General features: G+C 70.4%; 23 protein-coding genes. 15 read left to right on the top strand and 8 right to left on the bottom strand.

Annotated elements, in window-relative coordinates; genetic code table 11:
* Window positions 1-8: 8 nt before the first annotated feature.
* Both A5775_RS05620 and A5775_RS05615 read left to right on the top strand, forming a co-directional pair.
* Window positions 9-605 carry a TetR/AcrR family transcriptional regulator gene (locus tag A5775_RS05620; RefSeq protein WP_067248808.1) on the top strand — a complete coding sequence of 199 codons (597 nt, stop codon included), beginning with the start codon at window positions 9-11 and terminating at the stop codon, window positions 603-605.
* An 80-nt stretch (window positions 606-685) separates the two neighbouring features.
* The gene (locus A5775_RS05615) at window positions 686-2,056 is read left to right on the top strand and encodes an amino acid permease (protein WP_067248805.1); all 1,371 of its coding nucleotides are present in this window, start codon (window positions 686-688) and stop codon (window positions 2,054-2,056) included.
* Window positions 2,057-2,142: 86 nt separating this feature from the next.
* On the opposite strand, the gene A5775_RS05610 is transcribed toward A5775_RS05615, so the two are convergent.
* Genes A5775_RS05610 through A5775_RS05600 form a run of 3 tightly spaced genes read right to left on the bottom strand, consistent with a single transcriptional unit; the run spans window position 2,143 to window position 4,644 of the window.
* The gene (locus tag A5775_RS05610) at window positions 2,143-3,060 is read right to left on the bottom strand and encodes a ketopantoate reductase family protein (protein ID WP_067249025.1); all 918 of its coding nucleotides are present in this window, start codon (window positions 3,058-3,060) and stop codon (window positions 2,143-2,145) included.
* Entirely contained in the window at window positions 3,057-4,238 is a 1,182-nt protein-coding gene (locus A5775_RS05605) for an enolase C-terminal domain-like protein (RefSeq protein WP_067248802.1), read from the bottom strand. The genes A5775_RS05610 and A5775_RS05605 overlap by 4 nt, the downstream gene beginning before the upstream one ends.
* A gap of 10 nt (window positions 4,239-4,248) precedes the next feature.
* Entirely contained in the window at window positions 4,249-4,644 is a 396-nt protein-coding gene (locus A5775_RS05600; protein WP_067248797.1) for a nitroreductase family deazaflavin-dependent oxidoreductase, read from the bottom strand.
* Between the two features lie 103 nt (window positions 4,645-4,747).
* On the opposite strand from A5775_RS05600, the gene hemL reads away from it, so the two are divergent.
* The 7 genes from hemL (at window position 4,748) to A5775_RS05565 (ending at window position 12,159) form a co-directional block, all read left to right on the top strand.
* On the top strand, window positions 4,748-6,097 hold the full coding sequence (hemL, locus tag A5775_RS05595) for a glutamate-1-semialdehyde 2,1-aminomutase (RefSeq protein ID WP_067248794.1): 1,350 nt from the start codon (window positions 4,748-4,750) through the stop codon (window positions 6,095-6,097).
* Complete coding sequence (locus A5775_RS05590) at window positions 6,097-6,705, top strand: histidine phosphatase family protein (RefSeq protein ID WP_067248790.1); 609 nt, start codon at window positions 6,097-6,099, stop codon at window positions 6,703-6,705. Before hemL ends, A5775_RS05590 begins: the two co-directional genes overlap by 1 nt.
* Window positions 6,702-7,307 carry a TlpA disulfide reductase family protein gene (locus A5775_RS05585; protein ID WP_067248786.1) on the top strand — a complete coding sequence of 202 codons (606 nt, stop codon included), beginning with the start codon at window positions 6,702-6,704 and terminating at the stop codon, window positions 7,305-7,307. Before A5775_RS05590 ends, A5775_RS05585 begins: the two co-directional genes overlap by 4 nt.
* Window positions 7,304-8,083, top strand: a complete 780-nt coding sequence (locus tag A5775_RS05580) for a cytochrome c biogenesis CcdA family protein (protein ID WP_067248783.1) — start codon at window positions 7,304-7,306, stop codon at window positions 8,081-8,083. The genes A5775_RS05585 and A5775_RS05580 overlap by 4 nt, the downstream gene beginning before the upstream one ends.
* A 29-nt stretch (window positions 8,084-8,112) precedes the next feature.
* Window positions 8,113-9,786, top strand: coding sequence for a cytochrome c biogenesis protein ResB (locus tag A5775_RS05575; RefSeq protein WP_067248780.1), 1,674 nt, complete (start codon window positions 8,113-8,115; stop codon window positions 9,784-9,786).
* Entirely contained in the window at window positions 9,783-10,760 is a 978-nt protein-coding gene (ccsB, locus tag A5775_RS05570; protein ID WP_067248776.1) for a c-type cytochrome biogenesis protein CcsB, read from the top strand. The genes A5775_RS05575 and ccsB overlap by 4 nt, the downstream gene beginning before the upstream one ends.
* A gap of 94 nt (window positions 10,761-10,854) precedes the next feature.
* Window positions 10,855-12,159 (top strand): MinD/ParA family protein, encoded by a 1,305-nt coding sequence (locus A5775_RS05565; RefSeq protein WP_067248773.1) that lies wholly within the window; start codon window positions 10,855-10,857, stop codon window positions 12,157-12,159.
* Window positions 12,160-12,184: 25 nt separating this feature from the next.
* Here the strand turns inward: A5775_RS05565 and A5775_RS25300 are convergent, their stop codons facing one another.
* A complete protein-coding gene (locus A5775_RS25300; protein ID WP_156660575.1) occupies window positions 12,185-12,346 on the bottom strand; it encodes a hypothetical protein in 162 nt (53 codons plus the stop codon).
* Between the two features lie 46 nt (window positions 12,347-12,392).
* On the opposite strand from A5775_RS25300, the gene A5775_RS05560 reads away from it, so the two are divergent.
* Window positions 12,393-12,764 carry a DUF4229 domain-containing protein gene (locus tag A5775_RS05560; protein ID WP_067248770.1) on the top strand — a complete coding sequence of 124 codons (372 nt, stop codon included), beginning with the start codon at window positions 12,393-12,395 and terminating at the stop codon, window positions 12,762-12,764.
* 4 nt (window positions 12,765-12,768) lie between these two features.
* On the opposite strand, the gene A5775_RS05555 is transcribed toward A5775_RS05560, so the two are convergent.
* Both A5775_RS05555 and A5775_RS05550 read right to left on the bottom strand, forming a co-directional pair.
* Window positions 12,769-13,776: a beta-ketoacyl-ACP synthase III gene (locus A5775_RS05555; protein ID WP_067248766.1), complete on the bottom strand. Its 1,008-nt coding sequence runs from the start codon at window positions 13,774-13,776 to the stop codon at window positions 12,769-12,771.
* An 81-nt stretch (window positions 13,777-13,857) separates the two neighbouring features.
* A complete protein-coding gene (locus A5775_RS05550; RefSeq protein ID WP_067248763.1) occupies window positions 13,858-14,730 on the bottom strand; it encodes a 1,4-dihydroxy-2-naphthoate polyprenyltransferase in 873 nt (290 codons plus the stop codon).
* A 69-nt stretch (window positions 14,731-14,799) separates the two neighbouring features.
* On the opposite strand from A5775_RS05550, the gene A5775_RS05545 reads away from it, so the two are divergent.
* Together A5775_RS05545 and A5775_RS05540 are read left to right on the top strand one after the other, a co-directional pair.
* Window positions 14,800-15,576, top strand: a complete 777-nt coding sequence (locus A5775_RS05545) for an S-methyl-5'-thioadenosine phosphorylase (protein WP_067248759.1) — start codon at window positions 14,800-14,802, stop codon at window positions 15,574-15,576.
* Complete coding sequence (locus A5775_RS05540; protein ID WP_067248755.1) at window positions 15,573-16,601, top strand: NAD(P)-dependent oxidoreductase; 1,029 nt, start codon at window positions 15,573-15,575, stop codon at window positions 16,599-16,601. The genes A5775_RS05545 and A5775_RS05540 overlap by 4 nt, the downstream gene beginning before the upstream one ends.
* Window positions 16,602-16,605: 4 nt before the next feature.
* On the opposite strand, the gene A5775_RS05535 is transcribed toward A5775_RS05540, so the two are convergent.
* Entirely contained in the window at window positions 16,606-18,327 is a 1,722-nt protein-coding gene (locus A5775_RS05535) for a hypothetical protein (RefSeq protein WP_067248751.1), read from the bottom strand.
* A 307-nt stretch (window positions 18,328-18,634) separates the two neighbouring features.
* Between A5775_RS05535 and A5775_RS05530 the strand changes: the two genes are divergently transcribed.
* From A5775_RS05530 to A5775_RS05520, 3 genes are read left to right on the top strand one after another with little or no spacing between them, the layout of a single operon-like run.
* Window positions 18,635-20,314, top strand: a complete 1,680-nt coding sequence (locus A5775_RS05530) for a hypothetical protein (RefSeq protein ID WP_067248747.1) — start codon at window positions 18,635-18,637, stop codon at window positions 20,312-20,314.
* Window positions 20,315-20,317: 3 nt separating this feature from the next.
* Entirely contained in the window at window positions 20,318-20,980 is a 663-nt protein-coding gene (locus tag A5775_RS05525; protein ID WP_067248743.1) for a glycosyltransferase family 2 protein, read from the top strand.
* The gene (locus A5775_RS05520) at window positions 20,977-21,642 is read left to right on the top strand and encodes a DUF2064 domain-containing protein (protein ID WP_067248741.1); all 666 of its coding nucleotides are present in this window, start codon (window positions 20,977-20,979) and stop codon (window positions 21,640-21,642) included. Before A5775_RS05525 ends, A5775_RS05520 begins: the two co-directional genes overlap by 4 nt.
* Window positions 21,643-21,648: 6 nt before the next feature.
* Here the strand turns inward: A5775_RS05520 and A5775_RS05515 are convergent, their stop codons facing one another.
* A complete protein-coding gene (locus tag A5775_RS05515; RefSeq protein ID WP_082952884.1) occupies window positions 21,649-23,013 on the bottom strand; it encodes a hypothetical protein in 1,365 nt (454 codons plus the stop codon).
* Window positions 23,014-23,016 lie beyond the last annotated feature (3 nt).

The raw sequence follows: 23,016 nt of genomic DNA, 5'->3' as shown, positions 1-23,016 counted from the left end.
AGAGGTCAATGACTGCACCGGCGCGTACCCGGGAACGGCTGGTCGTCGAAGCAATGCGGCTGTTCAGCGCCAAAGGATTTGAGGCGACCAGCGTGTCGCAGATCGAAGCGGCGGCCGGGTTGGCGCCGGGCTCGGGAGCGCTGTATCGCCATTTCAAATCCAAGGACGCGTTGCTCGACGCGGGCATCGACCGGCAACTGGACCGTCGCAGCGCCATGCGTGACATCCGCGCACTGTTCGCCGGGCTGGGCGACCTGCGCGCAGAACTGACCGCGTTGGGGCGCTACCTACTCAGCGTGGTCGACGAAGAAATCCAACTGCTCCAGATCGCCGCCCGCACGCCTGCGGGTCAGTCGACCCGTCTCGATACGGCCTACGCCGCACTCATCGACGGGCTCAATGCGGAACTGGCCGACTGGATCGCCGCCTGGGCGCCGACGCTGCCCGAGCAGGACTGCGCAGTGCTGGCTGCGCTCGGCGTCAACGGCATCCTGGGAGCGCGGTTGCCATCCAGGCTGTTTCACCAGCCGGAGGGCCGCCTGGCCGACGACCGGTACCTCGCGGAATGGACGGCGCTGCTCGCCGGCCGCATCGAAGCGCTCTGATCGCGCCCCGGCTGGTGTCCCGGCGCCCGATGTGCTGTGGTTGATGACCAACACCGGATGCGCTCAGGGGGTGGCTGGTCATGGCTGGCACTTCGCAACTGCGCCAAGGGCTGTCGCAGCGCCAACTCAGCATGATCGCCCTCGGCGGTGTGATCGGCGCCGGCTTGTTCGTCGGGTCCGGAGTGGTGATCAAAGACACCGGCCCGGCAGCATTCCTCACCTATGCCCTCTGCGGGCTGCTCATCGTGCTGGTGATGCGGATGCTGGGCGAAATGGCGGCCGCGAACCCGTCCACGGGATCGTTCGCCGATTACGCGGCCAAGGCCCTGGGCGGCTGGGCGGGGTTTTCGGTCGCGTGGCTCTATTGGTACTTCTGGGTGATCGTGGTGGGCTTCGAGGCGGTCGCCGGCGGAAAAGTGCTCACCTACTGGTTTCACGCCCCGCTGTGGCTGCTGTCGCTGGGCCTGATGCTGATGATGACCGCGACCAACCTGTTCTCCGTATCGTCCTTCGGAGAGTTCGAATTCTGGTTCGCCGGAATCAAAGTCGCGGCCATCGCGATCTTCCTGGCCGTCGGCGCTGCGTATGTCATCGGCTTGATGCCGGGCCACCACGGCGGGCTGGCCAACCTGAGCGCACACGGCGGATTCTTTCCGCACGGTGTGGGTGCGGTGTTCGCCGCCATCGTGGTGGTGATCTTCTCCATGGTGGGCGCCGAGATCGTCACCGTCGCCGCGGCGGAAAGCCGCGACCCCGAGCTCGCGGTCCAAAAGGCGACCAGGTCCGTGGTGGCCCGCATCGGCATCTTCTTCGTCGGCTCGGTCTTTCTGCTCGTCGTGATCCTGCCGTGGGACTCGGTACAACTCGGCGCCTCGCCGTACGTGGCCGCGCTCAAGCACATGGGGCTGCCCGGAGCGGATCAGGTGATGAACGCGATCGTCCTCACCGCGGTGCTGTCCTGCTTGAACTCCGGGCTTTACACGGCGTCGCGCATGCTGTTCGTCCTCGCCGACCGGGGCGAAGCACCGATGCGGTTGGTCAAGCTGAGCGGCCGCGGCGTTCCCTACCTCGCGATCTTGTGCTCGTCGGCCTTCGGGTTCGGGTGCGTCATCATGGCGCGGGTCGCGCCCCACACGGTATTCCTGTTCCTGCTCAACTCATCTGGCGCCGTCATCTTGTTCGTCTACTGGCTGATCGCGCTGTCGCAGATCGTCTTGCGCCGCCGCACGCCCGCGGAAAAGCTGACGGTGAAGATGTGGTTCTTCCCGGCGCTGTCCGTCCTGACCCTGATCGGAATCACCGCGGTGCTGGTGCAGATGGCCTTCGACCACAGGGCGCGCAGTCAGCTGTGGCTCAGCCTGCTGTCCTGGGCGGTGGTGATTGGAATTTACTCCGTGGCCCGCGGACGCACTCGGCTCCGCAACGGGCTACCACTTTCTGAAAAGCACTAGCGCATGCGCTATTAACTGTCTGACCCGCATGGTGGCGCGCTCACCGAGGCTGCTGTGACAGCTGTCACGGCGAAAGCCCGGCTTGATCAGTCCCACTGCCGTTCGATCGACTTGATCAAGGCGGTCAGCGTCGCATTCACCGGGGCGGGCACGCCGACCCGCGCGCCCTGGCGTGGCACCGCGCCGTTGATGACGTCGATCTCGCTGACGCGGCGTGCCTCGTGGTCCAGCAGCGCCGACGGTTTGGCGTCGGGCATCTGCGCGCCGAAGGCGCGAACGTGGGCGACGGGGTCGGTGACGGCCACCGCGATACCGGAGGCGCGGGCGACCGTCCACGCTTCGGTCGCGGCGGCCTGGCTGACCGGCGCCATCTCCGGGTCTTCCATCACCTGCCCGACGGTCATGCCGGTCAGCGCGCACGGCGCGCTGTAGGCCACGTTGCAGATGAGCTTCTCCCACTGCATGGCGGCGATGTCGGTGACCGCGGCGGCGTCGAATCCGGCATCGGTCCAGGCCCGCGCGATCGATTCGAGCGTCGCATGCGGCAGCGACGCGTAGGCGCCGAAGCGCATCGCCCGCATCGCGTTGTGATGCACGTGGCCGGGGGCCACGCGGGAGGCGCCGAACCCGCTGGCGATCCCGACGGCGACCCGCTCGGCGCCGACGATCCCGGCGACGGTCTCCGCCGACCCTAGACCGTTCTGGATGGTCAACACCGGTGTGGCCGGACCGAGCATCGGAAGAGCTTGCTGCGCACCAACTGTCACGTCGGCCGCCTTGACGGCCAGCACGATCAGATCCATCGGCTCGTCCGGCGCGGTGGTGCGCGCCTGTAGCGCCATCACCTGGTCGTAGTCCGGACCGGTGACCCGCAGCCCGTCGCGGCTGATCTGTTCGATGCTGGGCCGGTGGCGGTCGATGGCCAGCACGTCGTTACCCGCGGCCGCCAGCCTGGCGGCATAGATGGAACCCATTGCACCGCAACCGATTACCGCGATCTTCACCTGCATCCTCCGGTCAGCTCGGCGATCAGTTCGGCAAGACCCGTCTTCTGCTCGAGCCCGAACCCCGCGGCGTCACTCGGTGCGATCCGGCCCGCCGAGACCACGCAGGCATCGGAATAACCGCCGAACGGCGCGAACACTCCGGGGTAAGCCTCACACCCACCCAGGCCGAGCCCGGCCGCAACGTGCAGGTTGATCAGGTGCCCGCCGTGCGGGAACGCGAAGCGCCGATCAAACCCGTGAGCTTCCAGGACGTCGAGCATCCGCATGTACTCGCCCAGCCCGTAGCTCAGGCCCGGATCCATCTGGAAGACATCACGATCCGGCCGCATGCCCCCGTAACGAACGAGATTCGTCACGTCCGGCACCGAGAAAAGGTTTTCGCCGGTGGCCACCGCGCCGCCATAGCAGTCCGTCACCGCCTGGTGCAGCGCGTAATCCAAGGGATCGCCCGGCTCCTCGTACCAGCGCAGGCCGTAGGAGGCCAGCGCGGCCGCCCAGCGGGTGGCCTCGGCCCGGTCGAACCGGCCGTTCGCGTCCACGGCGACCCGTCCCGCGTCACCGACGATGTCGACGACGGCATCGATCCGCCTCAGGTCCTCTCCCAGGGTGTCTCCGCCGATCTTCATCTTCACCGCGTCGTAACCGAGATCGAGGTACCCGCGCATTTCCCGGCGCAGCCGATCGGTGCCGCCCTGGGCGTAGTAGTAGCCGCCCGCCGCATACACCGGCACCGCGGGTGCGGGTTCTCGTCCGGCGTGGCGGGCGATAGTCACGCACGCGGGCTCGTCGCGCAGTTTGGCGTTCAGGTCCCAGCACGCCAGCTCCAGCGCGGCCGCCGCCGCGGCCCGGTCCCCATGACCACCGGGCTTCTCGTCGGTCAGTGCGCAGGCCACGACCGCGGCCGGGTCGAGGAACCCAGACGCATCCAGCAGCGCATCGGGGGACGCGGCCAGCACCCGCGGAATCATCCGGTCGCGCAGGATCCCGCTCTGGGCAAACCGCCCGATCGAGTCGAAGGCCACGCCCACCACGGGCCGCCCGTTGCGGATCACGTCGGTGATCACCGCGACCAGCGAGACCGTGTGGTGGGAGAAGTCGACCACCGCATTGGCGGGGCCGCCGCGTCGACCGCTGTCGAGGCCGACCGCCCGCTCGACGATCGCCGCGATCCGCATCACCGCGATTTCAGGCGGTCCGGGTGAGCAACACCGCTTGCTCGAACGGCAGCCTGGCGAAAACCCGTCGCGCCCCGCGCGTGACGTGCGCCGCCGCCTCGGCCTTGGAGACCACGCGCGGATCGGCGATGCCGACGGTTTTGCTCCTGCTGCGCAGGCGCCCGCCGCCCGCCGCGGTCAGATTCTTCAGCCAGTCCCGGTCGGGGCCGTAGCTCAGCAGGATCGCCACCCCGGGTTTGCCGTCGATCTCGGTCTTGAACACGTTGACTGGTGTGCGGTACGGCTTGCCCGAGCGCCGCCCCACGTGCTCCACGATGCCGAACGACGGGAGCCAACCGGCCCACATCCGCTGAACCGGGTTGGTGACGTGACGGTTGAATCGGGCAAGTCCTTGTGGGAGCTGCATGCTCCCATCCAACTCGCAGGCGCCGGGCCGAGACAACCCCGATAGTCCCCTTCTGCTACACCCTGTAGTTGGATGGCCCGCGAAGGCTGGGACACTGGTCGTCATGGGAAGCAGTGATCGGGCGACCGCGCACGCCACCGGCACCGCCCGGGCCACGGCGGTGTCGGCGCGGTTGTTCGAGGACGCCTGCGCCGTCATCCCCGGCGGGGTGAACTCTCCCGTCCGAGCATTCACGGCGGTGGGCGGGACGCCGCCGTTCATCACGCAGGCGCGCGGGTGCTGGCTGACCGATGCCGACGGCAACCGGTATGTGGATCTGGTCTGTTCGTGGGGGCCGATGATCCTGGGTCACGCCCACCCCGCCGTCGTCGACGCCGTCGCCAAGGCCGCCGCCTCGGGGCTCTCGTTCGGGGCGCCCACCCCGGCGGAGAGCGAGCTGGCCGCCGAGATGATCGGGCGGGTGGCACCGGTCGACCGGATCCGGCTGGTCAACTCCGGCACCGAGGCCACCATGAGCGCGGTGCGGCTGGCCCGCGGCTTCACGGGCCGGGCCAAGGTCGTCAAGTTCTCCGGCTGCTACCACGGCCATGTCGACGCCTTGCTCGCCGACGCGGGCTCCGGGGTGGCGACGCTGGGTCTGCCGTCCTCACCGGGTGTCACCGGGGCCACGGCGGCCGACACGATCGTGTTGCCCTACAACGACATCGACGCCGTGCAAGGGACCTTCGCCCGGTTCGGCGACCAGATCGCCGCGGTGATCACCGAGGCCAGCCCCGGCAACATGGGGGTGGTCCCGCCCGCGGCCGGCTACAACGCGGCGCTGCGCGCGCTCACCGCCGAACACGGCGCGCTGCTGATCATCGACGAGGTGATGACGGGCTTCCGGGTCAGCCGAAGCGGTTGGTACGGAATCGATCCGGTCGACGCAGACCTGTTCACCTTCGGCAAGGTGATGAGCGGTGGCTTGCCGGCCGCCGCCTTCGGGGGGCGGACCGAGGTGATGGAGCGGCTGGCGCCGTTGGGACCGGTGTATCAGGCCGGCACCCTGTCGGGAAACCCGGTGGCCATGGCCGCCGGGCTGGCGACGCTGCGCAACGCGGGCGCCGACGCCTATGCCGCGCTGGACGCCAACGCGGATCGCCTGTCCGGGCTTTTTTCCGAGGCGCTGGTGAAAGCCGGTGTGCCACATCAAATTCCGCGGGCGGGCAACATGCTCAGCGTGTTCTTCTCGGACACCCCGATCACGGACTTCGCGTCCGCGCGGGCCAGCCAGACCTGGCGTTATCCACCGTTCTTTCACGCGCTGCTGGACGCGGGCGTCTACCCGCCGTGCAGCGCCTTCGAGGCGTGGTTCGTCTCGACCGCGCTGGACGACGACGCGTTCGACCGCATCGCCGACGCCCTGCCGGCCGCGGCTCGGGCCGCCGCCGAAGCCGAGGAGGGGACATCCTGATGGCCGAGCAGACCCGGGTGCACGTCGTGCGGCACGGCGAGGTGTACAACCCGAGCGGCATCCTCTACGGACGGCTGCCCGGGTTTCACCTGTCCGAGGCGGGGCGGGCGCAGGCGGCCGCGGTGGCCGACGCGCTCGCCGAGCGCGACATCGTCGCGGTGATCGCCTCGCCCCTGCAGCGCGCCCAGGAAACCGCCGCGCCCATCGCCGCCACGCACGGCCTCCCCGTCGACAGCGACCCGGACCTGATCGAGTCCGCCAACTTCTTCCAGGGCCGCCGTGTCAGCCCCGGTGACGGCGCCTGGCGCGACCCGAGGGTGTGGTGGCAGTTGCGCAACCCTCTCCGGCCGTCCTGGGGTGAGCCCTACGCCGAGATCGCGGCCCGCATGGAGACGGCGGCCGACAAGGCCCGCGCCCGCGGCACCGGCCACGAGGTGGTGTGCGTCAGCCACCAACTGCCGGTGTGGACGCTGCGCCTGCACCTGACCGGTCAGCGGCTGTGGCACGACCCGCGGCGGCGGCAATGCGGCCTCGCGTCGGTGACGACCCTGATCTACAACGGCGACCGGCTGGCCGGCGTCGAGTACTCCGAGCCGGCGGCGCCATGATCACCTGGCGACAGGCGACGGTCGGGGCCGCGCTGGCGGCCCTGCTTCCCGGCCTGCTCGCCGGCTGTTCCTCCGGACATGACGCGGTCGCGCAGGGCGGCACCTTCGAATTCGTCTCGCCCGGCGGCAAGACCGACATCTACTACGACCCGCCGTCCAGCCGCGGCCGCCCGGGCCCGCTGTCGGGGCCCGACCTGGCCGACCCCGCCCACACGCTGTCGCTGGACGATCCGATCTTCGCCGGCCGGGTCGTGGTCATCAACATCTGGGGGCAGTGGTGCGGACCGTGCCGGGCCGAGGTCGGCCAGCTCCAACAGGTGTATGACGCCACCCGCGGCACCGGGGTGTCTTTTCTCGGCGTCGACGTCCGCGACAGCAACCGGCAGGCGGCGCTGGACTTCGTCAACGACCGCCAAGTCACGTTCCCGTCGATCTACGACCCGGCCATGCGCACCCTGATCGCGTTCGGCGGCAAGTACCCCACCACCGTGATTCCGTCCACGCTGGTCCTGGACCGCCAACACCGCGTCGCGGCTGTCTTCCTGCGCGAAATGCTGGCGGCCGACCTGCAGCCCGTCGTGCAGCGAATGGTCAAGGAATGACCGGCTTCACCCAGATCGCCGCCGCCGGGCCGCTCCTGGTGGCGCTCGGCGTGTGCCTGCTGGCCGGGCTGGTGTCGTTCGCCTCACCCTGCGTGGTGCCGTTGGTACCCGGCTACCTCTCGTACCTGGCCGCGGTCGTCGGCGTTGACGAGCAGCCGGCCGCGGGTGCGGTCAAAGCCCCGCCGGGCGCGCGGTGGCGGGTCGCCGGGTCGGCGGCACTGTTCGTCGCCGGGTTCACCACGGTGTTCGTCCTGGGCACCGTCGCCGTCCTCGGCATGACGACCACGCTGATCACCAACCAGCTGCTGCTGCAGCGGGCCGGCGGCGTGCTGACCGTCGCGATGGGTCTGGTGTTCGTCGGGCTCGTCCCGGCCCTGCAGCGGCAGGCCCGCTTCAGCCCGCGGCAGCTGACGACGGTCGCCGGGGCGCCGGTGCTGGGTGCGGTGTTCGCGTTGGGCTGGACGCCGTGCCTGGGGCCGACGCTGGCCGGCGTCATCACCGTCGCCTCGGCGACCGACGGCGCCAGCGTGGCGCGCGGAATCGTGTTGGTGATTGCGTACTGCCTGGGCCTGGGAATCCCGTTCGTGCTGTTGGCGTTCGGCTCGGCCGGCGCGGTGGCGGGGCTCGGTTGGCTGCGCCGGCACACCCGGGCCATCCAGGTGTTCGGCGGCGTGCTGCTGATCGCGGTCGGCGCCATGTTGGTCACCGGCGTGTGGAACGACTTCATCTCCTGGCTGCGCGACGCGTTCGTGTCCGACGTGAGGCTGCCGATCTAGTGGCGCTAACAGACGCAAAAGACCCCAAAATGGCCCATTTTGGGGTGCTTTCGCGTCTGCTCGCGTGGGGTCGCAACACCTGGCGCGCGCTGACCTCGATGGGCACCGCGCTGGTGCTGTTGTTCCTGCTCGCGCTCGGCGCCATCCCCGGCGCGCTGGTGCCGCAGCGCAGTCTCAACGCCGGCAAGGTCGACGACTACCTGAAGGCCCACCCGGTGATCGGGCCCTGGCTGGACCGGCTGCAGGCCTTCGACGTGTTCTCCAGCTTCTGGTTCACCGCCATCTACGTGTTGCTGTTCGTGTCCCTGGTGGGCTGCCTCACCCCGCGGATGATCGAGCACGTCCGCAGCCTGCGGTCCACCCCGGTCGCCGCCCCGCGCAACCTGGCCCGGCTGCCCAAGCACACCACCCACCAGATCCAGAGCGGCGCCGAAGAGCTGAACACCCTGGCGAACGCGATCACCGACCGGCTGCGCGGCTGGCGCACCGCGATCCGCCACGAGGACGGCGCCGACGCGAACACGGTCGAGGTGTCCGCCGAGAAGGGCTACCTGCGCGAATTCGGCAACATCGTCTTTCACTTCTCGCTGCTGGGTCTGCTGGTCGCGGTGGCCGCCGGCAAGTTGTTCGGCTACGAGGGCAACGTGATCGTCATCGCCGACGGCGGCCCAGGATTCTGCTCGGCGTCGCCGGCCGCGTTCGACTCGTTCCGGGCCGGCAACACCGTCGACGGCACCTCGCTGCACCCGCTGTGCATCCGGGTCGACGACTTCGTGGCGCACTACCTGCCGTCCGGGCAGGCCACCTCGTTCGCCGCGCACATCGACTACCAGTCCGGCGAGGACCTGAGCGCCAACACCTGGCGGCATTACCGGCTGGAGGTCAACCACCCGCTGCGGCTCGGTGGCGATCGGGTGTACCTGCAGGGACACGGCTACGCACCCACTTTCAGCGTCACCTTCCCGGACGGGCAGATCCGCACGTCGACCGTGCAGTGGCGGCCCGACAATCCGCAAACCCTGCTCTCCTCAGGTGTGGCCCGGATCGATCCGCCGGCCGGTAGCTACCCCAACGCCACCGAGCGCCGCCGGCACCAGATCGCCATCCAGGGACTGCTGGCGCCGACCGAGCAACTGGACGGCACGCTGCTGTCGTCGCGCTTCCCGGCCCTGAACGCCCCCGCGGTGGCCGTCGACATCTACCGCGGCGACACCGGCCTGGACACCGGGCGGCCCCAATCGCTGTTCACGCTCGACCCCCGACTGATCGAGCAGGGCCGGCTGACCAAGGAGAAGCGGGTCAACCTGCGCGCGGGCCAGGCGGTCCGCATCGACCAGGGCCCGGCGGCCGGCACCGTGATCCGCTTCGACGGCGCCGTGCCGTTCGTCAACCTGCAGGTCTCCCACGATCCCGGCCAGACCTGGGTGCTGGTGTTCGCCATCACCATGATGGGCGGTCTGCTGGTGTCGCTGCTGGTGCGTCGCCGCCGGGTGTGGGTCAGGCTCACTGCGGCCAATGGCGCGGCGGCCGGTACGGTGAACGTCGAACTGGGCGGGCTGGCGCGCACCGACAACTCCGGCTGGGGCGACGAGTTCGAGCGATTGACCGAGCGGTTGCTGGACGGACTGGGTGAGCCAGGCACGGCCGGCCGCGCCGAGACGCCTCCCGCGCCCCGAAGGAGTTCTCAGGTGGACGTCAAATGAACACGCTGCACGTCAACATCGAGCTGGCCCGCTACTCCGACTGGGCGTTCACGTCGGCCGTCGTCGCGCTGGTCATCGCGTTGCTGCTGTTGGCCTTCGAGCTGGCCTACGCCGGCGGGCGCCGCGCGGATCAGCGCGCCCGGGTGCTGGCCGGTGCGGTCAGCGCCGACTCCGCGACCCCGGGCGTGGTCGAGGAGGCGCCCGAGCGCCCGATCGACGAGCGCGTCGGGCGGGCCGGGTTGTCCGTGGTCTATCTGGGCACCGGGCTGCTGCTGGCGTGCCTGGTGCTGCGCGGCCTGGCCACTGTGCGGGTGCCGTGGGGCAACATGTACGAATTCATCAACCTGACCTGCCTGTGCGGGTTGATCGCCGGGGCGGTCGTGTTGCGCCGCCCCCAATACCGCCCGCTGTGGGTCTTCCTGCTGCTGCCGGTGCTGATTCTGCTCACCGTGTCCGGGCGCTGGCTCTACACGAATGCCGCGCCGGTGATGCCCGCGCTGCAGTCCTACTGGCTGCCCATCCACGTGTCGGTGGTCAGCCTGGGGTCCGGGGTGTTCCTGGTCGCCGGGATCGCCAGCATGCTGTTCCTGCTGCGCACCTCGCGGCTGGGCGATCCTGATGCCGACGGCGCGCCGGCCCGGCTGGTGCGGCGCTTCCCCGACGCGGAGACCCTGGACCGCATCGCCTACCGCACCACGATCTTCGCGTTCCCCGTGTTCGGATTCGGGGTCATTTTCGGGGCGATCTGGGCCGAAGAAGCCTGGGGCAGGTATTGGGGCTGGGACCCCAAAGAGACCGTGTCCTTCGTCGCGTGGGTGATTTACGCCGCCTACCTGCACGCCAGGTCGACCGCCGGATGGCGGGACCGCAAAGCCGCCTGGATCAATGTCGCGGGGTTTGTGGCCATGGTCTTCAATTTGTTCTTCGTTAATCTGGTTACTGTCGGCCTGCATTCTTATGCGGGCGTGGGGTGAGGGTGAACAACCACCCCGAATAATGCACAAAACGAAATAGCGCACACCAGGGGCGCATAACAAGCACCAGGGGCGCACAACAAGGGGGAATGCAGTGTCCGAGCATCCAACGGCCGGCGTGGGGGCGCCCGAACAACCAACCACCCAAATTCCCCCACAGACGTCATCGGCGGGCGGCCAGCAGGACGCCGCCGAACCGCAATCGGGTTCGGGCGGGGACGCCCCCACTCGCGCCTTCGCCGGGTTCCGCACCGAACGCCGCGTCCCCGGATCGGAGCACCAGCAGGCGGCGCCGCCCACCGCGCCCCGACCCGGCATGCCGCCGTGGGACTCCACGCCGGTCACCGGCATCCCGCGCGTCGACCCGACGGCCTACGGTGCCTACTACACCGGGCCCGACGCCCCGCCCACCCAGATGCAGGGAGCGCCGCCGCGTCCCGAGCACCTGCCGCACACGCCGTATCCGGAACTATCGACCGGCATGTTGTTGCGGCCGGTCCAGCCACCGCCCTCGGACGGATGGCGCCTGCTGCTGTACAAGATGTCCGGCGGACTGATCAACCTCGGCGAAAGCCCGCGCGCCAGCCGGTACAACAACCTGGTCGCCCAGGTGAACCGGCCCTTGCGGGGCTCCTACCGGGTGGCGTTCCTGTCGCTGAAGGGCGGCGTCGGCAAGACGACGATCGCCGCGACGATGGGCACCACCTTCGCCTCCATTCGCGGTGACCGGGTGGTGGCCGTGGACGCCAACCCCGACCGCGGCACGCTGAGCCAGAAGATCCCGCTGGAGACCGCCGCGACGGTGCGTCAGCTGCTGCACGACGCCGGAACCATCGAGCGCTACAGCGACGTGCGCCGCTACACCTCGAAGGGCCCCAGCGGTCTGGAGGTGCTCGCGTCGGAGACGGATCCCGCCATCTCGGAAGCATTCAGCGCCGAGGACTACGCGCGGGTTTTGGACATCCTGGAACGGTTCTACGGGCTGGTGCTCACCGACTGCGGTCCCGGACTGTTGCACTCGGTGATGACGTCGGTGCTGGAGAAGGCCGACGCCCTGGTGGTGGTCAGCTCGGCGTCGATCGACGGCGCGCGCAGCGCCTCGGCCACGCTGGACTGGCTGGACGCCCACGGTCACGAAGACCTGGTCCGCAATTCGATCGCGGTCATCAACGGGGTGCGCCCGCGCCCCGGCAAGATCGACATGAACAAGGTGATCGAGCACTTCTCCCGGCGCTGCCGCGCGGTCCAGCTGGTGCCGTTCGACCCGCACCTGGAGGAGGGCGCCGAGATCGACCTGGACCGGTTGCGCCGGCCGACCCGCGAAGCGCTGACCGAGCTGGCCGCGATCGTCGCCGACGGCTTCCCCGGCGACCAGCGCAACCCGGGCGTCTTGGGCTAGCGGCGGGCCGCCGCCATCGGGCTAGCTAGCGCGGGTTGTTGTCGCCGTGGCCCAACCGCCGCAGGAAATCCGGATCGTCGTCGGGCCCGATGACGCGCGTCTTCGGCCGGTGGACCTGCGACCGCGCGGCACGCCAGCCGACGTAGATCAGCGTTCCCAAAATCACGACGAGCAGCAGGTAGAGCACGCGACACCTCCTTCGGGCGAATATACCCGCGCCGTAGGCTTTGGCTGTGTCACAAGAAGGTAGCGACCACAGCACTGGCGGCCCGGCAAACGACGCCGGCGGCGAACGCGCCGGAAACCACGTCGTCGTTCCCGTCTTGGCATACATGGCGGCGCGGTTGCTGCTGGCGGTGGTGCTCACCGCCGTGATCTACGGCGTCGCGCGCCTGGCGGGCATCACGCAGTTCCCCCTCGTGGTGGCAGCGCTGTTCGCTCTGGTCATCGCGATGCCTTTGGGCATCTGGGTGTTCGCCCCGCTGCGCCGGCGCGCCACCGCCGCGCTGGCCATCGCCGGCGAACGGCGCCGACGGGAGCGTGAGCTGCTGCAGGCCCGGCTGCACGGGGACGCGGCGCCCGACGAGGCACGCGACGACGGGTGACGGCTCAGCCGTTGGGCAGCCGGACCACCTGGGCGGCATAGCTCAGGCCGGCGCCGTAACCGATCAGCAGGGCCAGGTCGCCGCCCTTGGCGGCCCCCTTCGCCAGCACCTCGGCCATGGCCAGCGGGATGGACGCCGCGGAGGTGTTTCCGGTGTGTTCGATGTCGTTGGCGAGCACCGCGTCCGGCCGCAACTCGAGGCTCTTGGCCAAAATCTCATTGATTCGGCTGTTGGCTTGGTGCGGCACGAAGACGTCGATCTCGTCGGGCCGGACCCCCGCCGCGTCCATGGCCTGCTGGCCGACTTTGCCCATCTCGAAGGCCGCCCACCGGAAGACCGCGCTGCCCTCGAGCCGCAGGTAGGGGCGCGGGCCGGTGGGATTCTCCAGGTAGTCGAGCCAGTCGATGTCCTGGCGGATGGCGGCGGCCTGGTTGCCGTCGCTGCCCCAGACGGTCGGCCCGATGCCTTGGGCGGGTGTCTCGCCCACCACCACTCCGGCCGCGCCGTCGGCGAAGATGAAGCAGTTGGTGCGGTCTTGCATGTCGATAGTGGGGGACAGCTTCTCCGAACCCAGGACCAACACCTTGGCGGCGGTCCCGCCGCGAATCATGTCCGCCGCGACACCCAGCGCGTAGCCGAACCCGGCGCATCCGGCCGAGACGTCGAAGGCGGGCACGCCGGTGGCGCCCAGCGCCGCGGCGACCGCCGGGGCGCACGCCGGGGTCTGCAGCAGGTGGGTGCTGGTGGCGACGATGATGCAGTCGATGTCGGACGCCTCGAGAGAGGCCTTGTCGATCGCCTCCCGCCCGGCCTCGGTCGCCATCGAGGCGGCGGATTCATCGCGGGCGGCGAAGCGCCGCGTCTTGATCCCGGTCCGCGAATAGATCCACTCGTCGGAAGAGTCGATGTTTTCGCAGAGCTCGTCGTTGGTCACCACCCGTTCCGGGCGGTATGACCCGACGCTGAGCAGGCCGATGTTGGTGGGCCCGCTGGTCGCGGAAATCTGCTTCATTGCGGTCCTTCGCTATCCCCGAGCAGACGCAAAAGTACCCCAAAACCGTGGTTATCGGGGGCCGTTTCGGCTGCTCGCACTTTAGGTACCCACCGTCAGCGCCGCGGCCACCGCGATCGCCCACACCACCATCGCCAGGCCGGTGTCGCGCAGCACCGGGATCAGCTCCGGGCCGCCGCGGCCCGATCGCACCGGGGCCATGGCGCGCAGGGCCAGCGGCGTGGCCACCAGCCCCGCGGCGCACCACGGTGTGGCGACCATGAGCACCAGCGTCAGCGCTGCGGCGGTGCCCAGCAGCGCCTGATACAGAATGCGGGTGCGGGCGTCGCCCAACCGCACCGCCAGGGTGATCTTGCCCGACCGCGCGTCGGTGGGGATGTCGCGCAAGTTGTTGGCCACCAGCACCGACGAGGACAGCGCCCCGATCGACACCGCCAGCACCAGGCCCACCCAGTCCACCCGCAACGCCTGGGTGTACTGGGTGCCGAGGACGGCGACGAGGCCGAAGAACAGGAACACCGCGACCTCGCCAAAACCGGCGTAGCCGTAGGGTTTCGAGCCGCCGGTGTACAGCCACGCCCCGGCGATGCACGCCGCGCCCACGACGATCAGCCACGGCGCGCTGAACAGCGCCAGCACGATCCCCGCGAGCGCGCCGATCGTCAGGCTCGCGACCGCGGCGCTCAGCACCGCCCGCGGGGCCGCCAGCCGCGAGCCGACCAGGCGCACCGGGCCGGCCCGATCGTCATCGGTGCCGCGGATGCCGTCGGAGTAGTCGTTGGCGTAGTTGACGCCGACGATCAGCGCGAGCGCGACGGCCAGGGCCAGCAGCGCCTTCCACCACACCGCGGAGTGCAGCCAGGCCGCGGCGCCGGTGCCGGCGACAACCGGCGCCACCGCGTTGGGCAACGTCCGCGGCCGCGCACCGGAAACCCACTGCCCGAGATTGGCCACAACGCCATCCTGCCAGCAAGCGGGCCCCGCACCCGCAGTCACACCCGCGTCATGCACCACAATGGTCGGATGCTCGGAGTCATCGGCGGCAGCGGCTTCTACACCTTCTTCGGATCCGACGCCGACGACGTCACGGTCGACACCCCCTACGGACAGCCCAGCGCCCCGGTCACCGTGGGCGCCATCGGCGGACACGACGTCGCGTTCCTGCCCCGCCACGGCGCCAAGCACGAATTCTCCGCGCACACCGTGCCGTACCGGGCCAACATGTGGGCGCTGCGCAAGCTCGGGGTGCGGCGGGTGCTCGCGCCGTGCGCGGTCGGCAGCCTCAAACCCGAACTCGGCCCCGGCGCGATCGTGGTGCCCGATCAACTGGTCGACCGCACGCGCGGCCGCGCCGACACCTATTTCGACTCCGGCGGGATCCACGTCGACTTCGCCGACCCGTACTGCCCAATGCTGCGCGCCGCGGTCACCGACCTCCCCGACGTGATCGACGGCGGCACCATGGTGGTGATCCAGGGGCCGCGCTTTTCCACCCGCGCCGAAAGCCGGTGGTTCGCCTCCGCCGGGTTTTCGCTGGTGAACATGACCGGATACCCGGAGGCGGTGCTCGCCCGTGAACTCGAAATCTGTTATGCAGCAATAGCGTTGGTTACCGACCTGGACGCGGGTGTGAGCACGGGCGAGGGCGTGAAGGCCGTCGATGTGTTCGCCGAATTCGAAAGGAACATCGAGCCGTTCAAGGCCTTGGTGCGTCAGGCCATCGGCCGGGTCGCCGCCGACCGCGCCTGCACGCACTGCCTACCCCACACCGGCGTGACGCTGCCCGTCGAACTCCCATGAGGGTGCTGTTGACCGGCGCGGCCGGTTTCATCGGTGCGCGAGTGAGCGCCGCGCTGCGGGCCGGGGGCCACGACGTCGTCGCCGTCGACGTTCTGCTGCCCGCCGCGCACGGGCCAAACCCGGTGTTACCGAACGGGTGTCACCGAATCGACGTGCGCGACGCCGACGCCCTGGCCCCGCTCCTGGCCGGGGTGGACGTGGTGTGTCACCAGGCGGCGATGGTGGGTGCGGGTGTGGACGCCGCCGACGCGCCCGCCTACGGCGGCCACAATGATCTGGCCACCACGGTGTTGCTGGCGCAGATGTTCGCCGCCGGGGTGCGGAGCCTGGTGCTGGCGTCGTCGATGGTGGTGTACGGGCAGGGAAACTATCACTGCCCACGGCACGGACGCGTGGACCCGTTGCCGCGTCGGCGCGTGGACCTCGACGCCGGGGTCTTCGAGCACCGGTGTCCGATCGGCGGGGAGGAGCTGGCCTGGCGCCTCGTCGACGAAGACGCCTGCCCGCGGCCACGCAGCCTGTACGCGGCCAGCAAGACCGCGCAGGAGCATTACGCGCTGGCCTGGTCGGAGGCGACCGGTGGCTCGGTGGTGGCGCTGCGCTACCACAACGTGTACGGCCCCGGCATGCCGCGCGACACGCCCTATTCGGGGGTGGCCGCGATCTTCCGGTCATCACTGGAAAAGGGCGATCCGCCAAGGGTTTTCGAGGACGGCGGTCAGATGCGCGACTTCGTCCACGTCGATGACGTGGCCGCCGCCAACGTCGCGGCGTTACAGCACAACGAGGGTTTCCTCGCAGCCAATGTCTGCTCGGGACAACCCATTTCAATCTTGGAAGTGGCCGGCGCGCTGTGCGACGCGCGTGGGGGTTCGCTGGCCCCGGTTGTCACCGGCCAGTACCGCAGCGGCGACGTGCGCCACATCGTCGCCGACCCGTCCCGGGCCGCCGAGGTGCTGGGGTTTCGCGCGGTGATCCCGCCGGGCGACGGGCTGCGCGAATTCGCGTTCGCGCCGCTTCGGTGAACCTCTAGTTCTGCGGCGGACGGTAAATCTGGGGCTCGCGAACCGGTATCTGCCGCGTCCCGGAGTCGTCGCCGCGAAAGATCCTGGGCGAGTCCGCCAGCGGCGGTATCTCCGCGGTGGGCGGGTCGTTCTCCGAGCCGGGGCCACCGGTGGGGATGCGGGTCGTCGCCGCGGAAGACGGCCCGGTGGCCTGACCGACGCGGACCCGGGTGGTCGGTGCGGCCGCGTTCGCGTCGGCAGCGCGCTTACGGGCGGCGCGGCGAGCCAGGCGTCGCCCGCTGAGTTGCTCGGCCATGATGGCGGCCACCAGGATGCCCAGGGCCAGCCCGCACAGCGTCACGTCGAAGGTGCTGGTGATCTGCTGGGCGAGGTCGTTGCCGTAGACCGGGTGCTGCGCAGGCGAATTGGGCGATTCCGCGAACCGCGGCGCCAGAGCGATGCCGACGACCACGCGGGCGACGCTGAGGGCGGCGACCAGCCCACACAGTGAGGAGACCAGTCGCGCGGAGAGGTTGGCCAGGCTGCGGCGCAGCCAGATCGCCAGGGCCGCGGTCATCAGATCGAACGCGGCCAGCACCAGGCTGTCGTACCGGGAGAACGGATAGTCCAGGATGATGCCGACCACAAGGTCGGTGATCCTCATCGCGATCGACCCCACGGCCCACACGGCGATGAGCAGCAAGCCATTTCGGGTCGTCGCCCGCCACGCTGATTCCTCGGTCGGCGACGGGTTTCGGTGACCGAACAGCACCCGCGGCGCGAAGAGGGCCGCGCCGGCCGCCCACGCCAGGTAGCCCTCGAACCCGACCCCGGCGGTCGAGGTGTTCTGTGCGATGCCATGGAAGGCGTCGAGGTCGCGACCGCCGGGCAGGAGCCACACCAGGATCCCCGCGACCAACGTCGACGTGCCGAGCGCGACCGTGGTCAACCGGCTCGCCCGGGTGCGGTGCAGCAGCCACCTGGTGGCGACGAGGACCGCGACCAGCGCCACCACCCCGTAGACCACCGCGGTGGCGATCACCGCGATGTTTTGTTTGCCGAATTCCGCTGCGCCGCCAGTGCTTTGCAGCGCGTAGCGAACCCGCCAGTACAGGTTGAAACCGAAGCTGAGCACCGCCGCGAGCATCGCCACCGCGCCGATGATCCGGGCGGAGCGGTGCCAACCGGTGTAGTCGTCGCCCGGGGGGACCGGGCCGGGAAGCGCGCCGGCCGGCACCGCCTGGGCGCTCAACAGCGAGCCGGCGACGCCGACCCACGCCCCCGGTCCCACACCGCCCGGCACGTTGACCGTGCCGCCGAGCCGGACGGTCTCGTACGCGTCGAACACGACGAAGGCGAGCACCAGCAGCAGGTAGGGGACGTTGAGCGCCAACCGAAGCCGCGCCGCCCCGGCCGGGTTGAACCGCGCGCCGGACGACCTCCAGGAACCGGCCACGGCGACGCCGGCGATGGCCAGCACCGTGACCGCGACCAGCATCGCGAACAGCGCCGGGCTGCTGTCGGGAATCCCGACACCGAAGTACAAGTTCCACGGCAGGAACACGGCGACGACGAGCAGCATCACCGCGGTCACGTCGCTGACGAGGGGCCAGCGCCGACCCGTCCCCCCGGGGCTGGCCGCGGTGGCGCCGGTGGCGTGCGGGCGGATGATGCGGGGCGCGGGCGCCTGCTGGACCTGGCCGCCGATGGGGCCGGTCGGCGTGTCGTCACTGCTCTGGCTCACCATGCCCCCCGGGATTCAAGGACCACTACTTTCGGCGCAGTTGCGGCCGCCCGGCGGGGGAATACCCTGCCGAGCCGTGTGCACTGCTTCCTTGCGAACATATTCTCCGTTCGGATGCCGTGACAGTGGCCGGGACCGGCCGCGGGGCGGCGTGATTCCGCGGCGACCGTCCTGTCGTTCGAAAAGCTGGTTACGCTGCGCTAGTAGGCGAACCTTGTCGCCGAATGACTGACACTGCCGACGGTATTGCAAGTGTAATGATGCCGGGACATTGGTGGCTGCGGGGTAGCCGGGGTGAAGGAGAAGCGGGATGGACGTCGTTTTGGGGGTCGCGGTCACCGGCCCCGTCGCCCGCTTGGCGCTTCTCGGGTCGGACGCCCAGGGCGCCGACGTGATCGACCAATCCGTCGTCGACCTCGCCGACAATCCCATCGGCACGCTCACCGAGACGGTGGTCGGAACCAATCGGCTGCTGGCCGAAGAGAACCACCGGTTGGTCGGCACCCGGCTGTGCTGGACCGACGATCCGCGGGCCGACCAGTTGAGGCGGGCGCTGGAGGATTCCGGCGTTCACAACGTGGCGGTGCTTTCGGAGTCGCAGGCGGTGGCCGCGCTGATGCGCGCTGCCGGGCGGCCCGGCGCCGCGCTGGTGATGGACGACGCGACGGCCACCCTGTCGGTGGTGGGTTCGGGCACCGGCGATCCCGACGTGCCGCCGACCGTGTTGGCCAGCCAGCCGCTGGCCGCCGCCTCGGGCGCCTCGGGCGGCGACGTGACCGCCGCGTTCCAGGCGATGATGGCGAACCTGAGCGCGCAGCCGGATGCGCCGGAAGAGGTTTATCTCCTGGGGGCCTCGCCCGACCTCAACCGGGTCGCCGATGAACTGCGCGACGCGTCCACCATGCGGGTGCAGGTCGCCGACGATCCCACGTTTGCGCTTGCCCGCGGTGCCGCGATCGCCGCGGCGGCCTTGTCCGCCGGGGATGCGACGGCCATGGCACCCGCGGTCGGCCTGACCGGTGACGCCACCGCGATGGCGCCCGCGGTCGGGGAGGCGACCGCGATGGCACCCGCGGCGGGGCTCACCGGCGATGAGACGACGGTCGTGCCCGCGCCGGACGCCGAGGAACCGCAGCTGGCGTATTCGATGCCCGACGAGGGCGGGGTCTATCCGGGCGAGATGGACGAGTACGACCCCGAATTCGACGACTACGACTACGGCCCCGAATTCGGCGACTACGCCGATGCCGACGAGGCCGCGCCGTCGAAGCTGTCGCGGCGATCGTTGGTGATCGGCAACGCCGTCATCGCGTTCGCGGTCATCGGATTGGCGTCGCTGGCCACCGCGATCGCGGTCGCCGTTCGCCCGACCGCCGCCCAGCAGCCGGTGGTGGGGGTCCAGAATGGCACTCCGGGCAAGTTCATGCCGATCCTGCCCAGCCAGCAGCAGGCGCCGCTGCCCCCGCCGCCGGCCGACCAGCCCAACGCCGGGTTCCAGGGCGGCACCGTCCCGGCCCCTGAGCACATGGCGCCCCCGCAGGTCGCTCCCGTTCCCGAAGCCCCGGCCAACCCCGATCCGGGTTGGGCACCGCGCCCGAATCCTATTGTGCCGGTTCCTATTCCGATTCCCATCCCGATCCCGGGCTGGAACCCGCCCTGGAACCCGCCGTACAACCCGACGACGCCCTACACGCCGCCGACGACCACCCCGTCGCAGCCGCCGACGACCACGTATTCGCCGCCGACGACCACCCCGTCGCAGCCTCCGACGACGACGTATTCGCCCCCGACAACGACCCCGTCGCAGCCTCCGACCACGTATTCGCCCCCGACGACCACGTATTCGCCTCCGACGACGACGTATGCGCCGCCGAGCACCAAGCAAACCACCCAGGCGCCGACGCAGACACACACTCAGCAGACCGCGCCGCCGACGCATTCGCAGCAGCCGCTGGTCCCGCAGGAACCCCGCACTCACCGCGGATTCTGACGCGTGCCCGACACCGACGGCCTGGTCACGGTGGTCCTGCCCTGCCTCGACGAGGAGGAGTCGCTGCCGGCGGTACTGGCCGCCATTCCGGCCGGCTACCGGACGCTGGTGGTCGACAACAACAGCACCGACGACACGGCCGGTATCGCGAGGCGGTACGGCGCCCAGGTCGTCACCGAACCGCGGGCCGGGTACGGCTCGGCCGTGCACGCGGGCGTGATGGCCGCGACGACCCCGATCGTGGCGGTCATCGACGCCGACGGCTCTATGGACGGCGGCGAACTGCCACGGCTGGTTGCCGCGCTCGAGCAGGGCGCGGACCTGGTGACCGGCCGGCGCCGGCCGGTGCCCGGGCTGCACTGGCCGTGGGTGGCGCGCATCGGCACCGTCGTCATGAGCTGGCGGCTGCGCACCCGCCACGGCCTGCCGGTGCACGACATCGCGCCCATGCGGGTGGCCCGGCGCGAGGCGCTGCTGGGGCTGGGGGTCGCCGACCGCCGATCGGGTTATCCGCTGGAACTTTTGGTGCGCGCCGCGGCCGCCGGCTGGCGCGTCGTCGAACTCGACGTCAGCTACGGCCCGCGCACGGGCGGCAAGTCGAAGGTCAGCGGATCGCTGCGCGGCAGTATCACCGCGATCCTCGACTTCTGGAAGGTCATCTCGTGACTGCTCTGCCGGTGACCCTGCTGGTGGTCGCCAAGGCACCGGAGCCGGGCCGCGCCAAGACGCGGCTCGCGGCGAGCGTCGGTGACAAAGCGGCTGCCGAGATCGCGGCCGCCGCACTGCTCGACACGCTGGACGCGGTGGCCGACGCGCCGGTGGCGGCGCGGGTGGTGGCGCTCACCGGGGATTTGGACGGCGCGGCGAGCGCCGCCGAAATCCGGCGGCGACTGGGGTCCTTCACCGTGATCGCCCAGCGCGGCGACGATTTCGCCGCCCGGCTTGCCAACGCGCACGCCGACGCGTCGTCGGACGGGCTGCCGGTGCTGCAGATCGGGATGGACACCCCGCAGGTGACCCCCGATCTGTTGACCGGCTGCGCGCGCCGGTTGCTCGACGCGCCGGCCGTGCTCGGGCCGGCCCGTGACGGGGGTTGGTGGGTGCTGGGCGTGGGCGCGCCGGCGATGGCCCAGTGCCTGCGCACGGTTCCGATGTCGGCGCCCGATACCGGGGAGCTGACGTTGAAGGCGTTGCGCGACACGGGTATTGATGTCGTGACCGTCCAGATGCTGGCGGACGTCGACGTCGTCGACGACGTCGCGGTGGTGCGCCAGGCCTGCGGACCCGACAGCCGCTTCACCCGGGTCACCCGCGCGGCCGGCCTGTAGCCGGCCCTACCAGTTCGTCAAGATGATCGTGTTGAGCGCCACGGCGCCGACGGCGTTGAGCGCCAGCCAGATCCGGTGCGACCGGATCGGCAGCAGTGCGGCCGCCGCGGTCAGCCAGACGGTGAACGGCAACCAGATGCGTTCCACCTCGGCCTTGCTGAGCATGCTCAGGTCCGCGCACACGATGGCGGCCAGCACGGCCAACAACACCAGGTGAAAACCGGAGCGGCGGCGGATCGCGGCCCAGTCGAACACCCGGCCGAGCCCGGCGACCCCACCCAGCCCGATCGCGCACACCACGCACGCCAGGTTGGCCCAGCTCCAATATTGGAACGGCCGGTCCTTCGCGATGCCCTGCCAATAGCGTTGCTGCACAAGGCTATAGCCATCGAACCAGTAGAACCCGGCGATGGCGAAGGCCACCGCCACCGCGATCGCGGCCAGCGCCGCCGGGCCCAGGGCCCGCAGGATCGCGCGCCAGTGGGTCCAGCCCCCGCGCGGAGGCTTCTGGGCCGACGCCAGCACCGCCAACGCCGGCAGCCCCATCAACATCAGGCCGTAGTTACAAAACACGCCCCAGCCCAGCAGCAGCCCGGCGCCGGTGGCCGTCAGCGCGGGGAACCGGACCGGGCGGTGCACCGCCACGGCCAGCAGCGCGATGCCCCACGCCGCCACCCCGGCGAAGTATCCGTCGGCGGAGACCGCCACCCAGATCGCCGTCGGCGCCAGTGCGACGAACGGGGCGGCCCGCCGCGCCGTCGGCTCGTCCGCCAGCGCGCGCACGGCGATCACCACGGCGGCCGCCGCGCTCGAGCCGACCAGCAGGCACAGCAGCCCGGCCCAGGCGCCACCGTGCAGGCCGATCCGGTCCAGCCAGACGAATGTCAGCAGTGCGCCGGGCGGATGCCCCGACACGTGGGTGGTCCACGAATGCGGTTGGTAGTCCACGATCCGGCTGGCGAAGGTGCGCAGTGTGGCCGGGATGTCGGTGATGCCGGGCACCTGCGACAGGTATTCGTCCCGGGTGGTCAGCCGGCCGGCGAAGCCCCGCTGCCAGCCATCGATCATCGCCAGCGCGAACCCCCATCCCCCGGCGACTGCCCAGCTGCCCAGCGTCAACGCCCGCCACGAAAGCCGTTGCGCCAGAATCGGTCCCCACGCGATAACGGCGACGGCGAGGGCGATGGCCGGGCCGGTTCCCCAGCCGGCATGGATCAGCCACTCGCCGAAGATCGGCGCGGCGCCGGCGTGGGTGGCGAACTGTTCTCGCCCGACATCGACGCGCGGCCGCACCCCCAGGTTCATCCGCGGCAGCAGGAACGCCGCCGCCACCAGCGCCGCCCCGACCGCGACCGCCGCCACATCCCGCACTGC

Origin of the sequence: Mycobacterium sp. 852002-10029_SCH5224772, assembly GCF_001667315.1 — a bacterium.
Classification (GTDB): Bacteria; Actinomycetota; Actinomycetes; order Mycobacteriales; family Mycobacteriaceae; genus Mycobacterium.
This window is presented reverse-complemented; position numbering and strand designations above follow the sequence as displayed.